The organism is Sinorhizobium arboris LMG 14919, assembly GCF_000427465.1.
In the GTDB taxonomy this organism is placed as follows: Bacteria; Pseudomonadota; Alphaproteobacteria; order Rhizobiales; family Rhizobiaceae; genus Sinorhizobium; species Sinorhizobium arboris.
Genome location: NZ_ATYB01000014.1, coordinates 754,043 through 772,415, shown reverse-complemented (window position 1 = coordinate 772,415; position 18,373 = coordinate 754,043). Strand labels below are relative to the sequence as shown.

At 62.1% G+C, this 18,373-nt stretch carries 22 protein-coding genes; 7 read left to right on the top strand and 15 right to left on the bottom strand.

What is annotated here, in order from left to right:
- Positions 1 to 61: 61 nt before the first annotated feature.
- On the top strand, positions 62 to 1,117 hold the full coding sequence (locus SINAR_RS0114800; protein ID WP_027999829.1) for a DUF2336 domain-containing protein: 1,056 nt from the start codon (positions 62 to 64) through the stop codon (positions 1,115 to 1,117).
- Between the two features lie 51 nt (positions 1,118 to 1,168).
- On the opposite strand, the gene SINAR_RS0114795 is transcribed toward SINAR_RS0114800, so the two are convergent.
- From SINAR_RS0114795 to SINAR_RS0114785, 3 genes are all read right to left on the bottom strand, one after another.
- Positions 1,169 to 1,516, bottom strand: a complete 348-nt coding sequence (locus SINAR_RS0114795; RefSeq protein ID WP_027999828.1) for a DUF1491 family protein — start codon at positions 1,514 to 1,516, stop codon at positions 1,169 to 1,171.
- Positions 1,517 to 1,604: 88 nt separating this feature from the next.
- Entirely contained in the window at positions 1,605 to 2,558 is a 954-nt protein-coding gene (locus SINAR_RS0114790; RefSeq protein ID WP_027999827.1) for a peptidoglycan-binding domain-containing protein, read from the bottom strand.
- Positions 2,530 to 4,104 (bottom strand): sensor histidine kinase, encoded by a 1,575-nt coding sequence (locus tag SINAR_RS0114785; RefSeq protein WP_033057442.1) that lies wholly within the window; start codon positions 4,102 to 4,104, stop codon positions 2,530 to 2,532. The genes SINAR_RS0114790 and SINAR_RS0114785 overlap by 29 nt, the downstream gene beginning before the upstream one ends.
- Positions 4,105 to 4,616: 512 nt before the next feature.
- Between SINAR_RS0114785 and SINAR_RS0114775 the strand changes: the two genes are divergently transcribed.
- Both SINAR_RS0114775 and SINAR_RS0114770 read left to right on the top strand, forming a co-directional pair.
- The gene (locus SINAR_RS0114775; protein ID WP_027999825.1) at positions 4,617 to 5,054 is read left to right on the top strand and encodes a DUF5330 domain-containing protein; all 438 of its coding nucleotides are present in this window, start codon (positions 4,617 to 4,619) and stop codon (positions 5,052 to 5,054) included.
- Between the two features lie 155 nt (positions 5,055 to 5,209).
- Positions 5,210 to 5,632 (top strand): SufE family protein, encoded by a 423-nt coding sequence (locus SINAR_RS0114770; protein ID WP_027999824.1) that lies wholly within the window; start codon positions 5,210 to 5,212, stop codon positions 5,630 to 5,632.
- Between the two features lie 139 nt (positions 5,633 to 5,771).
- Here SINAR_RS0114770 and mucR read toward each other — a convergent pair whose 3' ends face one another.
- The 8 genes from mucR to SINAR_RS0114730 form a co-directional block, all read right to left on the bottom strand.
- Entirely contained in the window at positions 5,772 to 6,203 is a 432-nt protein-coding gene (mucR, locus tag SINAR_RS0114765; protein ID WP_027999823.1) for an exopolysaccharide biosynthesis transcriptional regulator MucR, read from the bottom strand.
- 405 nt (positions 6,204 to 6,608) lie between these two features.
- Positions 6,609 to 6,959, bottom strand: a complete 351-nt coding sequence (mnhG, locus tag SINAR_RS0114760) for a monovalent cation/H(+) antiporter subunit G (RefSeq protein WP_027999822.1) — start codon at positions 6,957 to 6,959, stop codon at positions 6,609 to 6,611.
- A complete protein-coding gene (locus SINAR_RS0114755; RefSeq protein WP_027999821.1) occupies positions 6,959 to 7,345 on the bottom strand; it encodes a cation:proton antiporter in 387 nt (128 codons plus the stop codon). Before SINAR_RS0114755 ends, mnhG begins: the two co-directional genes overlap by 1 nt.
- A complete protein-coding gene (locus SINAR_RS0114750) occupies positions 7,342 to 7,818 on the bottom strand; it encodes a Na+/H+ antiporter subunit E (protein ID WP_027999820.1) in 477 nt (158 codons plus the stop codon). The genes SINAR_RS0114755 and SINAR_RS0114750 overlap by 4 nt, the downstream gene beginning before the upstream one ends.
- Positions 7,815 to 9,374 carry a Na+/H+ antiporter subunit D gene (locus tag SINAR_RS0114745; RefSeq protein WP_027999819.1) on the bottom strand — a complete coding sequence of 520 codons (1,560 nt, stop codon included), beginning with the start codon at positions 9,372 to 9,374 and terminating at the stop codon, positions 7,815 to 7,817. Before SINAR_RS0114745 ends, SINAR_RS0114750 begins: the two co-directional genes overlap by 4 nt.
- Positions 9,375 to 9,378: 4 nt before the next feature.
- Entirely contained in the window at positions 9,379 to 9,756 is a 378-nt protein-coding gene (locus tag SINAR_RS0114740; RefSeq protein WP_027999818.1) for a Na+/H+ antiporter subunit C, read from the bottom strand.
- Positions 9,756 to 10,175: a Na(+)/H(+) antiporter subunit B gene (locus SINAR_RS0114735; protein ID WP_027999817.1), complete on the bottom strand. Its 420-nt coding sequence runs from the start codon at positions 10,173 to 10,175 to the stop codon at positions 9,756 to 9,758. The genes SINAR_RS0114740 and SINAR_RS0114735 overlap by 1 nt, the downstream gene beginning before the upstream one ends.
- Positions 10,172 to 12,547, bottom strand: coding sequence for a putative monovalent cation/H+ antiporter subunit A (locus tag SINAR_RS0114730; RefSeq protein ID WP_027999816.1), 2,376 nt, complete (start codon positions 12,545 to 12,547; stop codon positions 10,172 to 10,174). The genes SINAR_RS0114735 and SINAR_RS0114730 overlap by 4 nt, the downstream gene beginning before the upstream one ends.
- Positions 12,548 to 12,798: 251 nt before the next feature.
- Between SINAR_RS0114730 and msrB the strand changes: the two genes are divergently transcribed.
- A complete protein-coding gene (gene msrB / locus SINAR_RS0114725) occupies positions 12,799 to 13,206 on the top strand; it encodes a peptide-methionine (R)-S-oxide reductase MsrB (RefSeq protein WP_027999815.1) in 408 nt (135 codons plus the stop codon).
- A gap of 189 nt (positions 13,207 to 13,395) precedes the next feature.
- Entirely contained in the window at positions 13,396 to 13,887 is a 492-nt protein-coding gene (locus SINAR_RS0114715) for a hypothetical protein (protein ID WP_027999814.1), read from the top strand.
- Between the two features lie 67 nt (positions 13,888 to 13,954).
- On the opposite strand, the gene trhA is transcribed toward SINAR_RS0114715, so the two are convergent.
- The 3 genes from trhA to SINAR_RS0114700 all read right to left on the bottom strand — a co-directional run bounded on the left by trhA (position 13,955) and on the right by SINAR_RS0114700 (position 15,673).
- Positions 13,955 to 14,617 (bottom strand): PAQR family membrane homeostasis protein TrhA, encoded by a 663-nt coding sequence (gene trhA, locus SINAR_RS0114710; RefSeq protein WP_027999813.1) that lies wholly within the window; start codon positions 14,615 to 14,617, stop codon positions 13,955 to 13,957.
- Between the two features lie 228 nt (positions 14,618 to 14,845).
- The gene (locus SINAR_RS0114705; protein WP_027999812.1) at positions 14,846 to 15,190 is read right to left on the bottom strand and encodes a TraR/DksA family transcriptional regulator; all 345 of its coding nucleotides are present in this window, start codon (positions 15,188 to 15,190) and stop codon (positions 14,846 to 14,848) included.
- Positions 15,191 to 15,250: 60 nt separating this feature from the next.
- Positions 15,251 to 15,673, bottom strand: a complete 423-nt coding sequence (locus SINAR_RS0114700) for a universal stress protein (RefSeq protein ID WP_027999811.1) — start codon at positions 15,671 to 15,673, stop codon at positions 15,251 to 15,253.
- Positions 15,674 to 16,041: 368 nt separating this feature from the next.
- Here SINAR_RS0114700 and SINAR_RS0114695 point away from each other — a divergent pair, with 368 nt between their 5' ends.
- Complete coding sequence (locus tag SINAR_RS0114695) at positions 16,042 to 16,932, top strand: VOC family protein (protein WP_027999810.1); 891 nt, start codon at positions 16,042 to 16,044, stop codon at positions 16,930 to 16,932.
- 43 nt (positions 16,933 to 16,975) lie between these two features.
- On the opposite strand, the gene SINAR_RS0114690 is transcribed toward SINAR_RS0114695, so the two are convergent.
- Positions 16,976 to 17,251 carry a DUF2798 domain-containing protein gene (locus SINAR_RS0114690; RefSeq protein WP_050577506.1) on the bottom strand — a complete coding sequence of 92 codons (276 nt, stop codon included), beginning with the start codon at positions 17,249 to 17,251 and terminating at the stop codon, positions 16,976 to 16,978.
- 130 nt (positions 17,252 to 17,381) lie between these two features.
- On the opposite strand from SINAR_RS0114690, the gene SINAR_RS0114685 reads away from it, so the two are divergent.
- Positions 17,382 to 18,302, top strand: coding sequence for a LysR family transcriptional regulator (locus tag SINAR_RS0114685; RefSeq protein ID WP_027999808.1), 921 nt, complete (start codon positions 17,382 to 17,384; stop codon positions 18,300 to 18,302).
- The last annotated feature ends 71 nt before the right edge of the window (positions 18,303 to 18,373 follow it).

Genomic DNA, 18,373 nt, shown 5'->3' with positions numbered 1-18,373 from the left:
CGCTAACGATTTCGATCTACTTTTAGACACGTGTGTCGTTCCGAGCCGTCGGAATGCCGTCATGCTTTGCGTTTTAGGATATGTCGTGACAAACCGGTTTCGTGAGTTGGAACGGCCGCAGACAGGGCGGCTGAAGGACGTCGTGCTGATGGCGACCGTCACCGGCTTCGAGAGCCTTCGGCTCCCCGGCAGGTCCGACATGAAACAGTTTGCCGAACTGTTCGAGCCGCTCTTCCTCGGCTCCAGCAACGAAGCCCGGCGGCAGGCGGCGGCGGCGCTATCCCAATGCCCCCATGTGCCCGAACCGGTGGCCCTGCTGATCGGCAGCATGCCCATTTCCATCGCCGCCGCTTTCCTCACCCGTGCGAAAGCCATTTCCGATCGCGTGCTCGTTTCCGTTATTCGCCATCAGGGTCCGGCCCATGCGAACGCCATTGCCCGTCGGGAAAACCTTTCGCCTTCGGTGATCGATGCCCTCGTCGAGCATCATCAGCCCCCTCACCTTGCCGCACCCCTCCATGAGGGCGGCGGGCGCTCCCTGGAGGGCGATCCACAGACGCAGGCGCCAGTGGCAGTCGCAGATCGCGAAGAAAAGCTGCGCGCTGAAATCAAGGCACTTGCGCGCGCCGGGTCACAGGAGAGGTCCGACACAGCGCGGGTCCAGCCCATCGGTGAGCTTCATTGCGCGCTGCTCGTCCGTTTTGCGCGCAACGGCGAAACCACGCTCTTCTCCACAGCCCTCGCAGATGCGCTCGGAGCAAGCCGCGCCCTCACCGACCGTATATTGCTGGATGTTTCCGGCCAGCAACTCGCCGCAACACTTGCAGCTCTCGCCTTCCCTGCGGGCGAGGAAAGGCGCGTGATCGAGGCGCTTTATCCGCATCTTTCCGAAAGGATAGGTGGCGGCAGCCGTGCCGAAGCGGTGATCGGAAGTCTCGACCGGCAAGCGAGCAGCGAAAGGGTGGCTTCCTGGCTTCGTGCCGATGCGGGACCGAAGCCAACCCGCCATGAAGGCCTTCTGGCGGAAAATCGACCCGCGGATCCGCGCCGTCACGAGGCGCATCCGTCAACTCAGAGCAAGTCGGCGCACGCAAAACTGGGCTTCGGCCGGCGCTAGAGCGGAATGAGGAAACTGCGTGAGTTTTCCGCCCTCATCCCTCGTCTGGGCTCATGCTCCGTCGCCCACGACATCAAACAGCGCCCCGCAGTCGTCGAGTTCGATCTCGACAATCCAGCAGTCCGGGTCGAAGCGGACCTCCGAGGAGAGCGCGCGTTCGACCGCTTCAGGCTCGGCGCCCCGCAACCGCACCTCGAACCGGCGTGTCGTATCTCCCTCTTCATCGAAGAAATTCTGCGGCGCCGGCGCGTAAAGCGTCTCATAGCCCGATCGTCCGCGCTGCCGGATGAAGATCGCGCCGGCGTCCTCCGCCCCTTTGCGCAGCACCGCCGCGTACCCGCCGCGGCCAAAGGCGTTCCGCAAAAGCGAGGAGACGAAAATATGGGACTTCAGGCGCATGCGGGCCTGATACACGCGCGACCGGCGAGATGCAAACCGAGCGACCGATCACCAGAGGGCCGACAACCGTCCTTCATGTCCCCCGCAGTCAGAGCGCTCCGATTTCCTTCAGTTTCTTGAGAACTCTGGCGCTGGGTTCTCCGGTCTGGGGAAGACGATAGTGTTTTTCGAAATGGCGGATGGCGGCGCGCGTCTGATCGCCGGCAACGCCATCGACGACGACATCCGCATAGGCAAGATTGCTCAGGCCCTTCTGGATGTTCATCACCATTTCGTTCGAGACGCTGGCGTCCGCGCGAGGGGCCAGCGCATTGTCCTTCTCGGCGCTGCGGATGGCAGCGGCAACCGGATCCGCATCGGCCGGAACCGTCTTCGGGTCGGCATAGGGCCGGTTGGCGGGCGTGGCAACGGCCGGCAGGGAGCCGCCGGCGCTGCGCAGCTCCCGAAGCAGCTCGACACTTGGCGCACCCGTCTCCGCACGGCCCGCCTGCTTCTCGAAGCGGAGGATCGCCGCCGAGGTCTTCGGCCCGCTTCGGCCGTCCGGCGCTCCTTCGTAGAGACCGATCCGTGCGAGTTCCTTCTGAATATCCGCAACCAGCGTCGATGCCGGTGCATCGAGCGAACCCGATACGTCCTGCGCCGGAAGACCTACCCGTTGCTCGGCGGACCCGGCCGCAGCCGAATCGTCGGCTGCCGCCTCGCTTTCCCGCTCTATGACAAAGGTCGTCACGTCGCGCTGCTCGACGGGTTCGCCTTTGGCGGCGGCAAGGCGCTCGGCCACTTCGGGACTGACGAGCGGCACGCGGGTACGAAGAAGCGGCGAGGGATGCGTACCGTTCTGATACCACATAGCGTTTGCTGCAACGAAACTGAAGACGACGGCAAAGATCGCCGACCCGCCGGCGCTCACCGGGTGACGGGAGATCAGGCGACCGGTGAGCACCAGGCCACGGCCGACGAAAGCGAGTCCGCGCAATGCAAGACCCGTTCCCCGCCGCGCCGCCCGCTTGCGCTCAGGCTGTCTTCGCTTGCGCGGCGCCATGTCCCCCTTCCCTGCTCATGTCGTTGTGGAGAGCCTCGGCCACTGCCGGCTTTCCCGTATCGCTCTTTCCGTCTCCGCGCAGCTTCAGTCGCGGCGGGAACTCCACTGTCACAGCCGCGCTCGCGCACCCCCTTTCGGCCGCGCCGGAGGCATCGCAGGGGATGGAAACAACGATCACGGTGCCTTCCCCTTCCGCGCTGCGGATCGAAAAATCGCCGCCATGCAGTTCAGCAAGTCCCTTGACCAGCGACAAACCGAGTCCGGTACCCTCGTAGCGTCTGGTATAGTCATTCTGAATCTGGACGAAAGGTTGGCCGAGCAATTGCAACTTGTCGGCGGCGATACCGATTCCGGTGTCGCTGACCGTAAGCTTCAGCAGGTTGCCTTCGAGCGCGGCATCCACGGTGACAAGCCCGCCCCGTTCGGTGAACTTGATGGCATTGCCGACGAGATTGATGAGGATCTGCTGGAAGGCACGCTGGTCTGCATTGATTTCGCCGACCGATCGGGTCACGCGGCTCGCCAGCCGCACGCCTTTCTCATGTGCCTGGTGCGACAGCATGGCCTCACAGGCAGCGATGGCTTCGGCGACACGGAAGGGCTCGCGGAGAAGCTCGTAACGGCCCGCTTCGATCTTGCTCACATCCAGCATCGTATTGACCACCGAGAGGAGATGCGTGCCGGACTGATGGATCAACGACACATATTCGCGCTGGCGGTCGTTTTCGAGCTTGCCGAAATATTCGCCGGCAAGAACGTCGGAAAAGCCGAGGATGGCATTGAGGGGCGTGCGCAACTCGTGGCTGACCGCGGCAAGGAACCGTGTCTTGGCGTCGTTGGCCGACTCCGCGTGTGCAGCCTTGGCGGCTGCCTCTGCCCGCAAATGAGCCTCTTCGGAAACGTCGCGCGACTGGGCGACAATCGCCAGGAGATTTCCTTCAGCGTCTCGGAGCGGCGTCATCTCGCAATAGATATGTGCGAATTGGGCGCCATCCGCCGACGTCCGTTCCAGGCGGATGTCCACGGCAGACCGCTCGCCGTCCAGCCTCAGCGAATCGATCGCTCTCATGAAGGCGATGCGATCGGAAACGTGGATCTGCTCGATGAAGCCACGCCCATGCGGATCGCGCATGAGCTTTAGATACTCGTTCGCATCGCGGCCGTGGACGGACAGGACGTGCCCCCGGGTATCGTGCACGGTCACCAAACCGGCGAAAAGGTTATAAGCCCTATTGAGATCAGGCAATTCCGGTGCAGACGCGGTTTCCATCTGGACCGCGCTCGGCAAGCCGCGCCCGCCGGCCAATGCTGCAGCCGCCGCCAGCAGGGACGCCGAGGCCCAAAGCGCTGCTCCCGCCGGCAGCGCGGCGGACACGGGCAATGCCAGCGTCAATGCGAGCGGGACGATCGGCAACGCGGTCAAGGATACGGCAGCGACGGCACGCAAATGCCTGAAGTCGTGACGCGCAATTGCCGACCCGGGAGCGCCGCGCGGAAGCCGAGGTGCGGCCGCTTCATCCACAAGGGATGTCCATTTGCCAGCCATGTCACGCAGTAAACTCACGCCTTGCCCTGCCGCATTTGTTGTTTTTGCGAGGCAGTTTCGGAGCGTTCCGCGTCGCCGCGGACGACCGCCTCGTGATGACCCGAATCTCGCATCCCCGACTTAATGAAAGAATAAACGGCCGCTCTCCGGGGGCGCGCCGGACGGTCGAAAATTCCCGATTTGAGGCAATCCGGGCGAGCATCGTCAGTTGTGGTTAACGGCGCGTAAGCAGCGGATTTTCGTGGATTTTTTGGTTTGCATTAACGATTTGGGCAGAGTTTCGACGACAGGTGCCGAGGATTCAGGCGTCGAAACGGCGCGGTCGCGCCACGAACGTTAACGACGATCGCCAAAATCAGGGAAAAGCGGCTATGCGAAGACGGGAACGCTGCATTTCATTAGAATTTGAAGCAAATACCGTTGTTTTTGGAAAAACGGCCTTGTGATTCCTGCGCTAGTTTCCAAGCGTAAACACCACGGCCGGAGCCGCAGGCAAAAAAGGATGGCGCAAGATGTGGTTTCTCGTAAAGGCGACCTTCTGGTTCTCGCTGGTGCTGGTGCTGCTGCCGTTTCTTGACCCATCGAGCAGCGAGAAACTCGAGCACGGTCCGAAGATGGAGATCGGCGGCACCTTCTCCGCAGCGAACGAAGCCTTCCAATACATAAGCGCCATCTGCGTGGAGAAGCCGGACGTCTGCGAGAAGGGTGCGGAGACTTTCGTCGCTCTCGGTCATCGCGCGCGCGAAGGCGCTCGTATCGCCTATGAGTTTCTCAACACCCAGTTCGCGGAAAGCGAAGCCGTCGATCCCGACGTCAAGGTCATGACCGGTACCGTCACACCGGCGGAAAATGTCCCTTCGATGGAAGCGGCGGACAAGAACGAACCGACCTTCAAGCGTATGCCGGTTCCGGAACGTCGCCTCGATCCGGAAACAGCTTCCGGGAGCTAACTCCCGCCCGCCGCCGGCGAATACGATTGCCTGTTCTCTTTGCGCCTCGCGTCTCCTATATGATGGTGAGATGACGATGCGCCCGAAAGGCGGTTGAGGCAGTCAGCTTTCATGCGGATTGCGCCACGCCGCGGGCACCCAAAGCCGGACATAGCATGACCTCACTCGACCAGATCATCGACGATTTTGAGTTCCTCGACGAATGGGAGGACCGCTATCGCTATGTAATCGAGCTCGGCAAAAGCCTGCCTGAGATGGCGGAAGCCTCGAGGACGAGCGAGAACAAGGTTCAGGGCTGTGCGAGCCAGGTCTGGCTCGTAACCCATGCGAGCGGCGATCCTGAAGACCCGCTCCTCACCTTCGAGGGAGAATCGGATGCGCACATCGTGCGCGGCCTTGTGGCGATCGTCCTCGCAATCTTCTCCGGCAAGCGCGCCTCGGAAATTACCGCGATCGACGCTCTGGACGTCTTCGGCAAGATCGGCCTCATCGAACATCTTTCCTCGCAGCGCGCGAACGGTCTGCGATCGATGATCCGGCGCATCAAGAGCGAAGCCGAAGAACGCCTGCCCGCCTGACCGACGCGCTCGGCCTCTCGAGACCCCGCATTTCACAAAAAACCGGCCTTGATCCGGCCGGCCTTTGTAACAGCAGCTCAGCTGGTCGCCTGTGCGACCCCGGCTGATCGGATGGCAGTTTGCAACGTTGCTGCCCGGATCACTTGCCGCGGCGCTTCCGACGCTGTCCGAGACCCATTTCCTTGGCAAGCCGCGAGCGTGCTTCCGCGTAGGCCGGTGCCACCATCGGATAATCCGCAGGCAGATCCCACTTGTCGCGGTATTCTTCCGGCGAAAGATTGTGGTGGGTCATCAGATGCCGCTTCAACGACTTGAAGGTACCGCCGCATTCGAGACAGGTGATCTGGTCGTCCTGCACCGACTTTCGGACCGAAACCGCGGGCTTGGGCTTCTCCACCGGGACGACCACCGGCGCGGGCGCCGTGGTGTTGTTGAGGGCCGAATGCACGTCGGCTATGAGCGTCGGCAGCTCGGCAACCGGAACCACGTGGTTACTTACATAGGCGGCAACGATCTCCGCCGTAAGCTCAACCAGGAGTTCGTTGCTCGCACCGAGCGAAGTCTCTGTCATTTCTTTCTCCTATCGGAATCCAGCGACGAAACCTGAAACACCGTTTCAGGGGGAGGATGTACAAAATGCCGTCGAATAGCGTTTGCCGCCTCGGAACCGACCGCTATCCCGCCATGGAGACCGCGGTTCTGCCCCAACATCAAGGCTCGAATTGCGAGAGGGAAAATCCATCACCAAGGTGCCAAGTCGGCCGACACCTCAAAGCAACGGACAAGCATCACAACTCAGGCTGGAATTTCAGTTCGAAGTATTTGCCACGACGACACTTTGCATTTACTGCATTAACACTGATCCGCCAAAAGTCCAAACATAAATTTATCGGGATGGAGCAACTCTATTCCGAGTCGCTAAAATTGTCACGCTCGGCAAAATTGTCATCAAATACAGAGACAGAAATGCTGCCGGTCAATGCCGGCGCGGCTCTTCCTTACGGGGAAGCTGATCTATCACCGATAGTTTCGACAGCCTGTAGCCCGCTTGATGCGCGGCTTTTGCCAATAAATGGGCCGAGATCGGTGCAGTCAGCACGAAGAAAACAAACCCCGCAAGTGCGCGCACGAAGACCGCGGGATCGAGCGAATGCAGTCCGGCGGCAAAGAGCAGCAGCCCGGAACCAACCGTTCCGGCTTTCGAGGCCGCGTGCATGCGGGTGTATAGATCGGGAAACCGGACGAGGCCGAGGGCTGCAAGCAGCGAGAAACAGGCACCGACGACCATGATCAGTGCAACGACATAGGCAATGATTTCCAGCGTCATCAGCGGCCCCCCTTGCGTTTGCGGCGCCGGGTCTGTCCCGTACGCGGACGCGCCGGGTCCTGCTTTGTCTGGGGCATCTCCGCCGCGCTCCGCGACATGCGCTCCGGCGAGAGACCGCGCGCCAGGATAAAGCGGGCGAAAGCGACCGTCGCGAGAAATCCGACAAGCCCCAGGGCAATCGCGATATCGATGTAGAGGTAGAACCCGGTTCTGACAGCGATCACCGCGATCAGGCCGATCGCAATCGCCACCAGCATGTCAAGACCCAGCACCCGGTCTGGAAGCGTCGGCCCGCGAATGATGCGCAGCACCGTCAAAAGCAGCGCGAGAGAGAGAAGCACGAGCGCGACGCCGGAGGCCGCGCTCAAAACTGCAGCGGACATCATCGTTCGAAGGCCTCCCGGATTCGACGCTCGAAACCAGCGGCGATGTCCCGCCGCAAAACTCCCGGATCGGCGCAATCGAGTGCATGGACGTAGAGCGTCTTGCGATCTTCGGAGACATCCACCGACAACGTACCCGGCGTCAGTGTGATCAGGTTGGCAAGCAGCGTTATCTCGAAATCACTCTTGACCGCGAGCGGATAGGCAAAAATGCCGGGCTTCAGCGCCATATTGGAGCGGAGCACCAGAACTGCGACCTTCGTCGCGGAAATCGCGAGCTCCCTGAAAAACAACAATGCGAGCAGCAGGAGACGCAACGGCCGCAGCGGGTATGTGACCGGTCGCAACTCACGCCGGATGAGCCAGAGCGACAAGGTGCCCACTGCGAAGCCCAGCAGAAGGTTCGCCGGCGTGAAGCTGGCACTGATTGCTCCCCAGATAAGCGTGAAGACCAGGTTGGTCAGCAGGAATTTCATTGCGGGCCCCCTGCGGGAAAGACCGAATTCAGATAGGCGGAGGGCTCCGCGAGTCCAGCGGCCGCACTCTGGATCGTCGCAAGGAGCGGCTCGGGGTACAGACCGAGCGCAAGCGCCAGAAGCGTAAGCGCGGCAAGCGGACCCAAGGCCGTCGTGGGCAAGCGGGGTGCGCTGCCGGCCGCGTCAGGGCTTGCGCTCTCGCGCCAATAGGCCAGGAGGAACAGGCGGCCCGTGGCAATCATGGTGAAGAAACCCACGAGAAGCAGTGCGGCGGCAAGCCACCAGGCGCCGATATCGAGGGCCGCCTTCACCAGCATGACCTTCGGCCAGAAACCCGAAAAGGGCGGCAGGCCCGAAACGGCAAAGCACAGCATCAGGGTGAGCGCCGCAAATCCGGCGTGCTTGCGGTAAAGGCCCGAAAGGGTTGCGATCGACACGTCCGCCCCAAGGCGCATGGCGATCCCCGAGGCAAAATAAAGGCCCGTCATCACCAGCATCGAGTGGAGCGCGTAGAAAATGGCGCCGCCAATGCCGCCCGGTCCGCCGATGGCGATGCCTGCGAGCATCGAGCCGATACCCGAAACGACGAGATAACCGAGAATGCGACGAAAATCCGTCTGCGCGAGCGCACCGAGAACGCCGACCATCATCGTCAGCGCACCGACGACTGCCAGGACAAAGCTCAATTCCTCCCTTTCGACCGGGAAGAGCATGACGGTCACCCGGATCAACGCATAGATACCGACCTTGGTGAGCAGGCCGGCAAAAAGCGCCGACACGACGACGCGAGGCGTATGGTAGGAAGCCGGCAGCCAGAAGTTCAAAGGAAAAGCGGCCGCTTTCATGCCGAATGCAAGAACATAGAGTCCGACCAGCGTCATCAGCGGCGCACTGACGCGCAGTTCGTCGGCCTTGCGTGCTATATCGGCCATGTTGAGCGTGCCGAATACGGCGTAGAGGAATCCCGTAGCCACAAGGAACAGCGTCGTTGCGACCAGATTCAAAAAGCCGTACTTCACCGTTCCATCGATCTGCTCGCGCTCGGAGCCGAGCACCAGAAGACCGAAGGACGAAATCAGCAGGACCTCGAACCAGACGTAGAGGTTGAAGACATCGCCCGTGAGGAAGGCTCCCGAAACGCCGGCCACCAGCAGCATCAGCAGTGGATAGAAACCATAGCGCCGGCCGCTGTCGTTGATATCGGCGAGTGAAAAGACGCCGGCAGCAAGAGCAGCCACGGCTGCCACCAGGGCGAAGAGCGCGCCGGTCAAATCGACCGTGAAGGCGATACCGAACGGCGGCAGCCATCGGCCCATCACCATGGTCGCCGGCCCGTTTCTTGCGACATGATCGAGCAGGGCCACATCGATCAGCACCAGCACGGCGAGGCTCGCGAGCGCAATTGCCGCCTGGAGGCCGGCCCACCGACGAAGCATCACGAGAAATGCGCCGACGGAGAGGCACCAGGCGACCGGCAGGACGACGAGCCATTCGGCAGCCGACGTCGGGGCGAGCACCAGTGCTACCGAAAGGTCGGCGGGAGCGGAGGTAGCCATGGCGTCAGTATCCCAGCGGCGGTGCCGGCTCGTTCACCGGTTCCGCAACACGCATTTCGTCCGTGTTGTCCGTCGCGAGGTCTTCATAGGCGCGCCAGGCAAGAACGAGGAGAAAGGCGAAGAAAGAGAAGGAGATGACGATTGCGGTGAGGATCAGCGCCTGCGGCAAGGCATTGGCCGCCGGACCGGCAAGCACATCGGCGCCTTGCGCGATGACCGGCGGGACGTCGCGAGTCAGGCGGCCGCCGGTGAAAATCAACAGATTCACCGCGTTGCCCAAAATCGCCACGCCCAACAGGATGCGGATGATGGACTTCGACAGAAGCAGGTAAATGGCGACGGTGAAGAAAACCGTGACCAGCAGCGAAAACCAAGCTTCCATCAGGCGCCTCCTCTTTCTTCGAGCGAGAGTGCGATAGAGCTGATGGAACCGACGACGACCAGGTAGACCCCCGTGTCGAACAGCGTCACGGTGGAGAGCGGAACTTCGACGCCGAGGATGGAGGGATAGATCCACAGCCCCGTCATGAAGGGCACACGCGCGGCAAGAGACACCAGCCCGGCCACAGTAGCGGCGAAGAGGCCGGCGCCGGCGATAGCCATCGGATGGAAATAAATCGCTCGCCGTACCGTCTCGACGCCATGGGCGATACCGTAGATCGCCAGTGCCGAGACGGCGATCAATCCGCCGATGAAGCCGCCTCCGGGCTCGTTGTGTCCGCGCAACAGCACGAAGATCGAAAAGAGCATCATCAATCCGGCGAGGAAGGGTGCGACCGTCCGAAAGATAATCGACTTCATACCGGCTCCTTCGTATTCGCAACAGCGGCAGCGATCTCGCTCTGTTCGCCCCGTCTCAACGACCCCGCCCGCAGGCGCACGAGCGAAAGGATGGACAGGCCCGCAACCAGCACGACGGCAATTTCGCCGAGCGTATCCGTGCCGCGGAAGTCGACGATGATGACGTTGACAACGTTCGCGCCGTGCGCAATCGATTTCGAATAGAGATTGAAGAAATCCGTCAGCGTCGAATCGAACGGCACGCCTGTGACCCGGAGGAGGAAAAGACCGAACCCGATCCCGCAAACGAGCGCTATCGTGAAGTCGGGGAGCTTCTGTCTGAACGGCCGATGGTCCGAAGGAGACAGCCGCAGCCGGGTCATCACCAGTGCCAGCACGACGACGGACAGCGTCTCTATCATGAATTGAGTGAAGGCAAGGTCCGGAGCGCCATAAAGCAGAAAAAGCACCGCAACGGCGAAGCCCTGGATTCCGAGCGATACGATCGCCGTCAGCCGGTCTGCGGCCAGCAGCACGGCGAGGAGGCCGAGGACGGCGATCGCCATTATCGCGAATTCGTGCAGCGGAACATCGCCCGAAAAGAACGGCGCGCGTGGGAATTCGCCATAGCGCAGCGGCAACGCCAGCATCACGGCGGCGACCAGCACGAAGGTCAGGGTCATATAGCTGTCCAGCCGGCCGCTTTGCAATCGGCGGGTCGTAGCAACCGCAAACCGCACGAGGCCACGCATGAACTGGTCGAAGCCTCGATCCGGTCCCCAGCCGATGTCGGCAAGCACCGCCGCCATGGCTGCCCGCAGCCGCGCCAGATTGAGGAATAGAGCGACGCCGACCGCCAGCGTCACGACGGAGAGCAACAGCGCGACGCTGAGATGAGGCACCAGCGAAATCGTCACGGTCCTCGGCTCGCCCGCAACGGCCGAGGCCATGGGCGAGGTAACGAATCGATGAGCGAGGCCCGACAACAGCGCGATGGAAAGGCCCGTCGCGGCCAGGATAGCCGGTCCGAGCCAGAGGAGCACCGGTGCTTCGTGGGCATGTCTCGGCGTCTCCACCTTCGGGCCGAGAAACGGCTTTAGAGCAATTGCGAAACCGACGGCAAACATCAGGCCGTTGCCGAGGATGGTCAATGCCGCGAAGACCATGGAACGGCGGTCGAAACCGGAGAGAGCGCCATAGATTTCCTCTTTCGCGAGAAACCCGAAGAAGGGCGGCAGGCCACCCATCGACAGGGCCGCCGCAAGGGCTATGCCAAAGGTCAGAGGCATGGCCCTGCGCAGCCCGCCGAGCTTCGTCAGATCGCGCGTGCCGGTTTCATGATCGATGATGCCGGCCACCATGAACAGCGCCCCCTTGAACAGGGCGTGCGCTACCAGATACAGCACGGCGGCTTCGACAGCGTGCGGCAGGCCGAGGCCGGTCAGCATGACCAGAAGGCCGAGCGACGACATCGTCGTATAGGCCAGCATCATCTTCAGGTCCGTCTGGCGCACTGCCAGGGCGGCTCCGGCGACGAGCGTCGTCACGCCGAATAGCGGCAGCAGAATCTGCCACTCCGTCGTGCCGCCGAGCACCGGGTTAAGCCGCATCAGAAGATAGACACCCGCCTTCACCATCGTCGCCGAGTGCAGATAGGCCGAAACCGGCGTCGGCGCTTCCATGGCATTCGGCAACCAGAAGTGAAACGGAAACTGGGCCGACTTGGTGAATGCTCCGCCGAGTACGAGGAGCAGCACTGCGAGGTAGAACGGGCTTTGCTTCAGTTCGTCGCCGAACGACAGGAGCAGCGAAAACTGGGTAATGCCGCTGACGTTCCACAGGATGAGGAGCCCGGCGAGCAGCGCGAGCCCGCCTCCCCCGGTCACGACCAGGGCCTGCAAAGCAGCGCGGCGCGCCGCCTCGCGGCTGTGATCGAAACCGATCAGCAGGAACGAGGTGATCGACGTCAGTTCCCAGAAGACGAAGAGCATCAGGAAACTGTCCGAGAGGACGAGACCCTGCATCGATCCCATGAACATGAGGATGAACGAAAAGAAGCGGCCCTGGTCGGGATGCCCCTTCAGATAACCGCCGGAATAGAGAACGATCAGCGCCCCGATACCCGAAATCAGAAGCGCGAAGGTGAGCGACAAGCCATCGACCAGCCAGGAGAAGCTGACATTGAAGGACGGTATCCAGACATAGCCGCCGGTAACGAACTCACCAGCGGCAACTTCCGGAATGAAGCCCGCGAAATGCGCGAAGATCGCGAGTGGCGCAAGCGCCAACAGCCAGGCGGCATCCCCGCCGAGGAGCCGGGTCAAAGCCGGTGCGACTGCCGCCGCGGCAAAGGGTAGACCGAGGGCCAGAAATGTCAGGGCCGCGGCATCCATCGTATCGACACACTCCTTCTCGCCGATCGTTCAGTCAAGCTGTAACCGGACATAGAAGAAGGGCGGGCCCGCCTCAAGGGAAATCGGCCGCAGTGAGAGGTTATGCCGCGTTTATACTATGTAGAGCGCTGCGGCTCCGTCTCGAACCGTCATCAGGCCCCTGTCAAAACATGGCGCTGCCGGCGTTGCCCCCTTTGTCCTCAAGCGGGCGCCGTCCTATATATTTTGCTGCAATCAAAAGGAGCGTTACGATGCCGGAAAGCCGGATGCCGAAGATCACGAAGACGGACGAGGAGTGGCGGGCATGTCTGACGCCCGAGCAATACCGCATCACGCGCGAGCATGGCACGGAACGCGCCTTCACCGGTCCCTTCCTCGACAACAAGCGGCACGGCACGTACAAATGCGTCTGTTGCGGCCGTCCGCTCTTCCGCTCGGACACGAAATTCGATTCGGGCTGCGGCTGGCCCAGCTATTTCGCCCCGGTCGATCCGGACGCGATCGCCGAATATGTCGACCGATCGCACTTCATGGTCAGGACGGAGATCCGCTGCGCCGCCTGCGACGCACATCTCGGCCACGTCTTCCCTGACGGCCCTCCGCCGACGGGTCTGCGTTACTGCCTCAACGGTACGGCAATGACATTCGAGGAGGATTGATGGCACGGTCTGTTCCCGCGCCGCTCCCCGGCTCGCGAGCGGCCTGTCGCATGCCCTTAAACCTGGATCGATTCGAAGATACGATGACAGAAAAGTTCAAAGCCGCTGCGGCCGCCGTAGCGCGTCCGCGTAAACGCGCGGCGCTTTGAGCGGAAGCGGCAGGTCGAACAAGCCGAGAGGACGCCCCGCATGCGCCGTGCCTTTATCGCATTTCTGCTCCTCGCGGTGTCGGCCTCGCCCGCTGCAACGGACGACGACTGGCATCCCTATGCCAATCCCCGCTTCGGTTACACGGTCGACATCCCGCCAGGTTTCGCCATGGGCCCGGAGGCAGACAACGGCGACGGCGCCAGATTTCACGCCGAGGACAACGGCGCGACGCTCATGGTGTTCGGCACCCATCCCCTGGACGGCGACTTCGAAACCGACGTCGCCGAAAGGATCGGCTACGAAAAACAGGACGACTGGCGAATCATTTTCTCGCGCGTGACGCCCGCCTGGGCGAGCTTTTCCGGCGCGCGCGAGAGTGACGTTTTCTATACGCGGGCAATTGCCCTGTGCGACGGCAGTGCCGCCTATTTCAGGCTCCAGTACCGCAAGAGCAAGCTGACCAGCTTCGACGGGGTCATCTCGCGCATGGCCTCAGCCCTCCGGCCGTCGGATGGATGCCGAGCGAATTGAAACTCTCCAGCTCTTTAAACCACGGACTTCCCGCCGAAAATCCGGCCCACGCTTTCCCGAAAGCGCTCTACGTTGCGGTGGAACTGCTGATGCAGGTCAGCACCGCGGAATAATGCACAGCCGACCCGGCGACGACGAAGCCGTGCCAGATGGCGTTCTGGAAGCGCAGACGCTCCCAGACGTGGAAGATGACCCCGATCGAATAGATGATTCCACCGATGACGATCAGCGTGAGCGTCGTCGGGCTCAGGGCCGTAAACAGGGACTTTGCGGCGAGCAGACCGCTCCAGCCCATCGCCAGGTAGAGCAGGATCGCCAACCGATCGAAACGCCCGGGCAGGAGGCATTTCAGGGCGATGCCGGCGACCGCGATAAGCCAGATGCCGATCAGCATCGAGAAGAGGAACGGGTTATCCCAGCCGCGCTGCAGGAACGGCGTGTAGGTTGCCGCGATCAGGACGAATATGCCGGAGTGGTCCAGACGGCGCAGAAACCACTTGGTCCGGGATACCGGAAAGAGATTATAGAGAAAGGAAACCGACAGGGTTGCGATGAGCCCGCCGCCATAGATTGAAGCTGCTGCCAATTGCCCGGAGGTGCTCCAGACGGTGGCGTAAAAAATCAGCGCGGTAACACCGACAAGTGCCGCCGAAAGGCCGATCCCATGGACGATCGCATCGGCGATCAACTCCGATCGGTCGTAGTCCCATTTGACGCCGGCAACTTTCACGCGGCCCCTCCCGCTCCGCTCAAGCTCGATGATGGCGTTTCGGAGAGGGTGAACCTCACCGCCCCATGAGCTCCCTTTGTGTCATCGTGCCACAGAGCATCGACACGGCAAAGCACCAGGATCGGGCGAAAGGATCAACTTTTGCAACGCATTACAACAAGGATCGTATCCTCCGTGGGAGCATGCGGTTCTGAAGCGACGGAGGAGCAGATGTCATCGATTTCCGTCTCATCGACCCCCGGCCGCGATTTCGGCGGCGCAGGTCTGACAGAGCGGCGCATGCGGCACGGCACGCAACCGTTCCGGGGAAATGGCGTCGCCGCAACGCACGCAAACGCCGAAGGTTCCCGCTTCGATGCGGTTGAGCGCGGCGTCGATCGCGCGTATCTCGCCCTGGCCCGCCAGGCCGAGGCCCTCCAGGACCTCGTCGCTCTCCCGTTCGGTTACGCGATCCGGCACATCGGCGTTCATCGGCTGCTCGAGGTCCTCCTCTATCTTCACCAGCCGGCCATAAAGTTCGCGTTTGCGGCGCAAAAGTTGCTCGCGAAAGTCGTCAAGCGCGTACTTGTCCATTGCGTGACTCCTTCGAGTCGCGGCACAGGTGGCCTGCACCGCTCCCTTTTGTTCTTGTGTTTACCGATCGACGAGAACCGCGCAGGGGCAATGGCTGACGACGCGGCTGGCTGTCGACCCGATGAAGTAATCGATCAGTCCCGGTCGGTGGGACGCGATGATTACCAGGTCGGCATTCTCTTCCTCGGCGAGAGCATTGATGCTGCCGGCGGCTCCGCCTGTGCGGATTTCCACGCGTCCCTTGATGCCGTGCTTTGTCTTCAACGCTTCCAGGGTCTTGACCGCGTGCTTGCGCGATTCCTCAATCATCTCCAACGGAAAATCGACGATCATGTAGCCTTGTGCATAGGCATTGAGATCCTCGACGACGTTGAGGAGAATAATCTCGCCCCCGTCATCGATCAGTTTTTCGGCGATGCCAAGGACGGACTCGCCGTGCTCCAACTGATCCATGGCGATCGGGACGATGATCTTCCTGTACATGCTGCTGCGTCCTTTTCCTATGTTACCACGTCGTACGCCGAATGCGACGCCGATCCCTCAGCTTGCGGCCGGTCATCTCCGACCCCGGCCCGGTACCGACGGAAAAACCAGGTAGCGCACCACGTCTTTTGCCGGACCGAAATTGAACGGTCACGGCAGTTCGGGCCTTGACTTGGATCAACGTGACCGCCCCTCTCGTGCTCCCATCGTTAAAGGTAGCGCGGGTGCCACGACTGTCAACGTTCATCGAACACAACATCAAGTAATATAAGAGTTTTCGTGTATCTGTTCACGTGCTCATATTGGATTAGGCGCAGCAGATCACACTCTCGGGCGTCGCCCACCCGCTGTCCGAAAAGGCGAGCATGATGAAGGACACGTCACAAACGAAGCCGCAGGCCAGCCTCCCCGTCGATCACGCGACCGCGATGCCTGCTTATGTAGACCGCTCGCATCTTGTCGTCAGCGACCTGGAGACGGTCTCGTCCTGGTATCGGCGCATACTCGGTCTCTCGCCGGTCGAGACGAGCGCGAGCGGCGTGACGCTCGGCGTCGCAGGAAGGCCGCTCCTGACGCTGACGAGCGACGGCAGTGCCGCAAAGGCACCGCGAAACGCACCCGGCCTCTTCCATCACGCCTTCCTGGTTCCGGACCGCACCGGGCTCGGGCGCTGGCTGGTGCACGCAGCCGAGAACGGAGTTCGACTGGAGGGCGCGTCCGATCACCTCGTCAGCGAGGCAATCTATCTCGCCGACCCGGAGGGCAATGGCATCGAGATCTACCGCGACCGCCCGCGCGAGGAATGGAACTACGGAGCGGACGGCATGGTTGCAATGAATACGCTGCCGCTCGATTTGCAGGCGCTCTACGACGAGGCGCCCAAGAACGGGTGGGACGGCCTGTCAGCGGGGACCACGATCGGGCACATCCACCTCCAGGTCTCCGGCATCCCGCAAGCGGACGCCTTTTTCCGCGATACGCTGGGCCTTGACCTCATGGCCCGTTATCCGGGAGCGAGCTTCTTCGCGACGGGCAAGTATCATCACCACGTGGCGGCCAATATCTGGAATTCGCGCGGGGCGCCGAAGCGCCAGGGCAACATGACCGGTCTTGCCGACTATACGATCCGCTTCCGGGATCCGGCGGCGCTCGACGCCGCGGTCCGGAAGCTCGATGCCCTCGAAATAGCGGTGGACAGGCGGAGCGGCGTTCATAGCCTCACCGACCCCTGGGGCATCGGCCTGAAGCTTTCAGCCTGACCGACGAGCTGTGCCGGCGATGCACCGCGCATCCGATCGACCCTCAGCGCGGGAGATCGCAGACCATGGACACGAGCCGCATGACGAGCGGGCGAACGATCAGGACGCAGACGAAGGCAACCGGCATGGCAAAGGCGTAAGCGCCGAACACACGTGCCGGATAGCCCTGATCGAAGCCGCTATTAGCGGCGACGATCACGCCCGACATCAGCAGAGCCATGATCGCAGACATAAAAAAGGCGAACACGATCGGGACCGCTCGCGGCGAGAGCTTTCGGCGTCGCGCCGCATAGGGCCGGACCATCGTGTCTTCAGACATGTCATTCTCCTCGTGGGTTCGGGAATTGCCGCCACTATACCGACGGCGGCGGGCTGCGGTAGCGCGTTGCCGCCTGATTCAGTTTTAGGTAAAACTATCGAATGTCGGTCAACATTCGATGGAATACGTTATGGACACGTTGCGTGGCGTCGAGAGCTTCGTTCGAAGCGTCGAAGAAGGCAGTATCGCCGCGGCGGCCCGCAGGCTCGCAATCACGCCGGCCGCCGCCAGCCAGAACATCGCGCGACTGGAACGCGTGCTCGGCGTCCGGCTTCTCAGCCGCACCACGCGTCAACTGGGATTGACCGAGGCCGGGAAGCTTTATTACGACCGCGTGCACGGCGTGGTCCACGATCTCGAACAGGCGGCGGCCGCAGTTTCGGCGCTCAACGAGGAGCCGCGGGGGCAACTGAAGATTGCCTCCTCAGTCGCCTTCGGCCGTCACGTCATCGCGCCCTTGGTGCCATCATTCGCGGCGCGGTACCCGGACGTCTCGATCGAACTGGTGATCACGGACCGCAGCATCGATCACATCGGCGAAGGCATAGACATCAGCGTCCGCTTCGCCCAGCAGCTCGAACCCGGGCTTATCGCCCGCAAGATCGGCTCGGTGCCCCTGATCATCTGTGCCGCGCCCTCCTACATTGCGCGGCGTGGCCGGCCGGAAACGCCGGAAGATCTGCGGCACCACGATTGCCTCGTCTACCGCTTCGCCGTCAACGGCCGGCTGTTCCGCTGGGCATTCGTACGCGACGGCCTGCGCTTCGAACCCGAACTGCGCCCCACCATCGTCAGCAATGACATCGACACTCTGGCCCAGATGGCGATCGCCGGCGCCGGCATTACCCGGCTCGGCACATTCATCGCCAACCCGATCCTCGAACAGGGTCTGCTCGTGCCGCTCTTCAGCGGCGATCCGGCGAAGGGAATCGCCAGCGTCGATCACGAGCCGCTGGAGTTCTATGCCTGCTTTCTCGACCGCCAGGCAGAGACGCCGAAGGTACGTGCCTTCATCGACCACGCGGTACAATCGCTGAAGGGCCGGTGGTGATCGGTCTTTGCGCTTGATCGCCGGCAACGCGCCCTCTATCTCAGTGTCTCCCCTTGCGGCGTTGCCGCGTC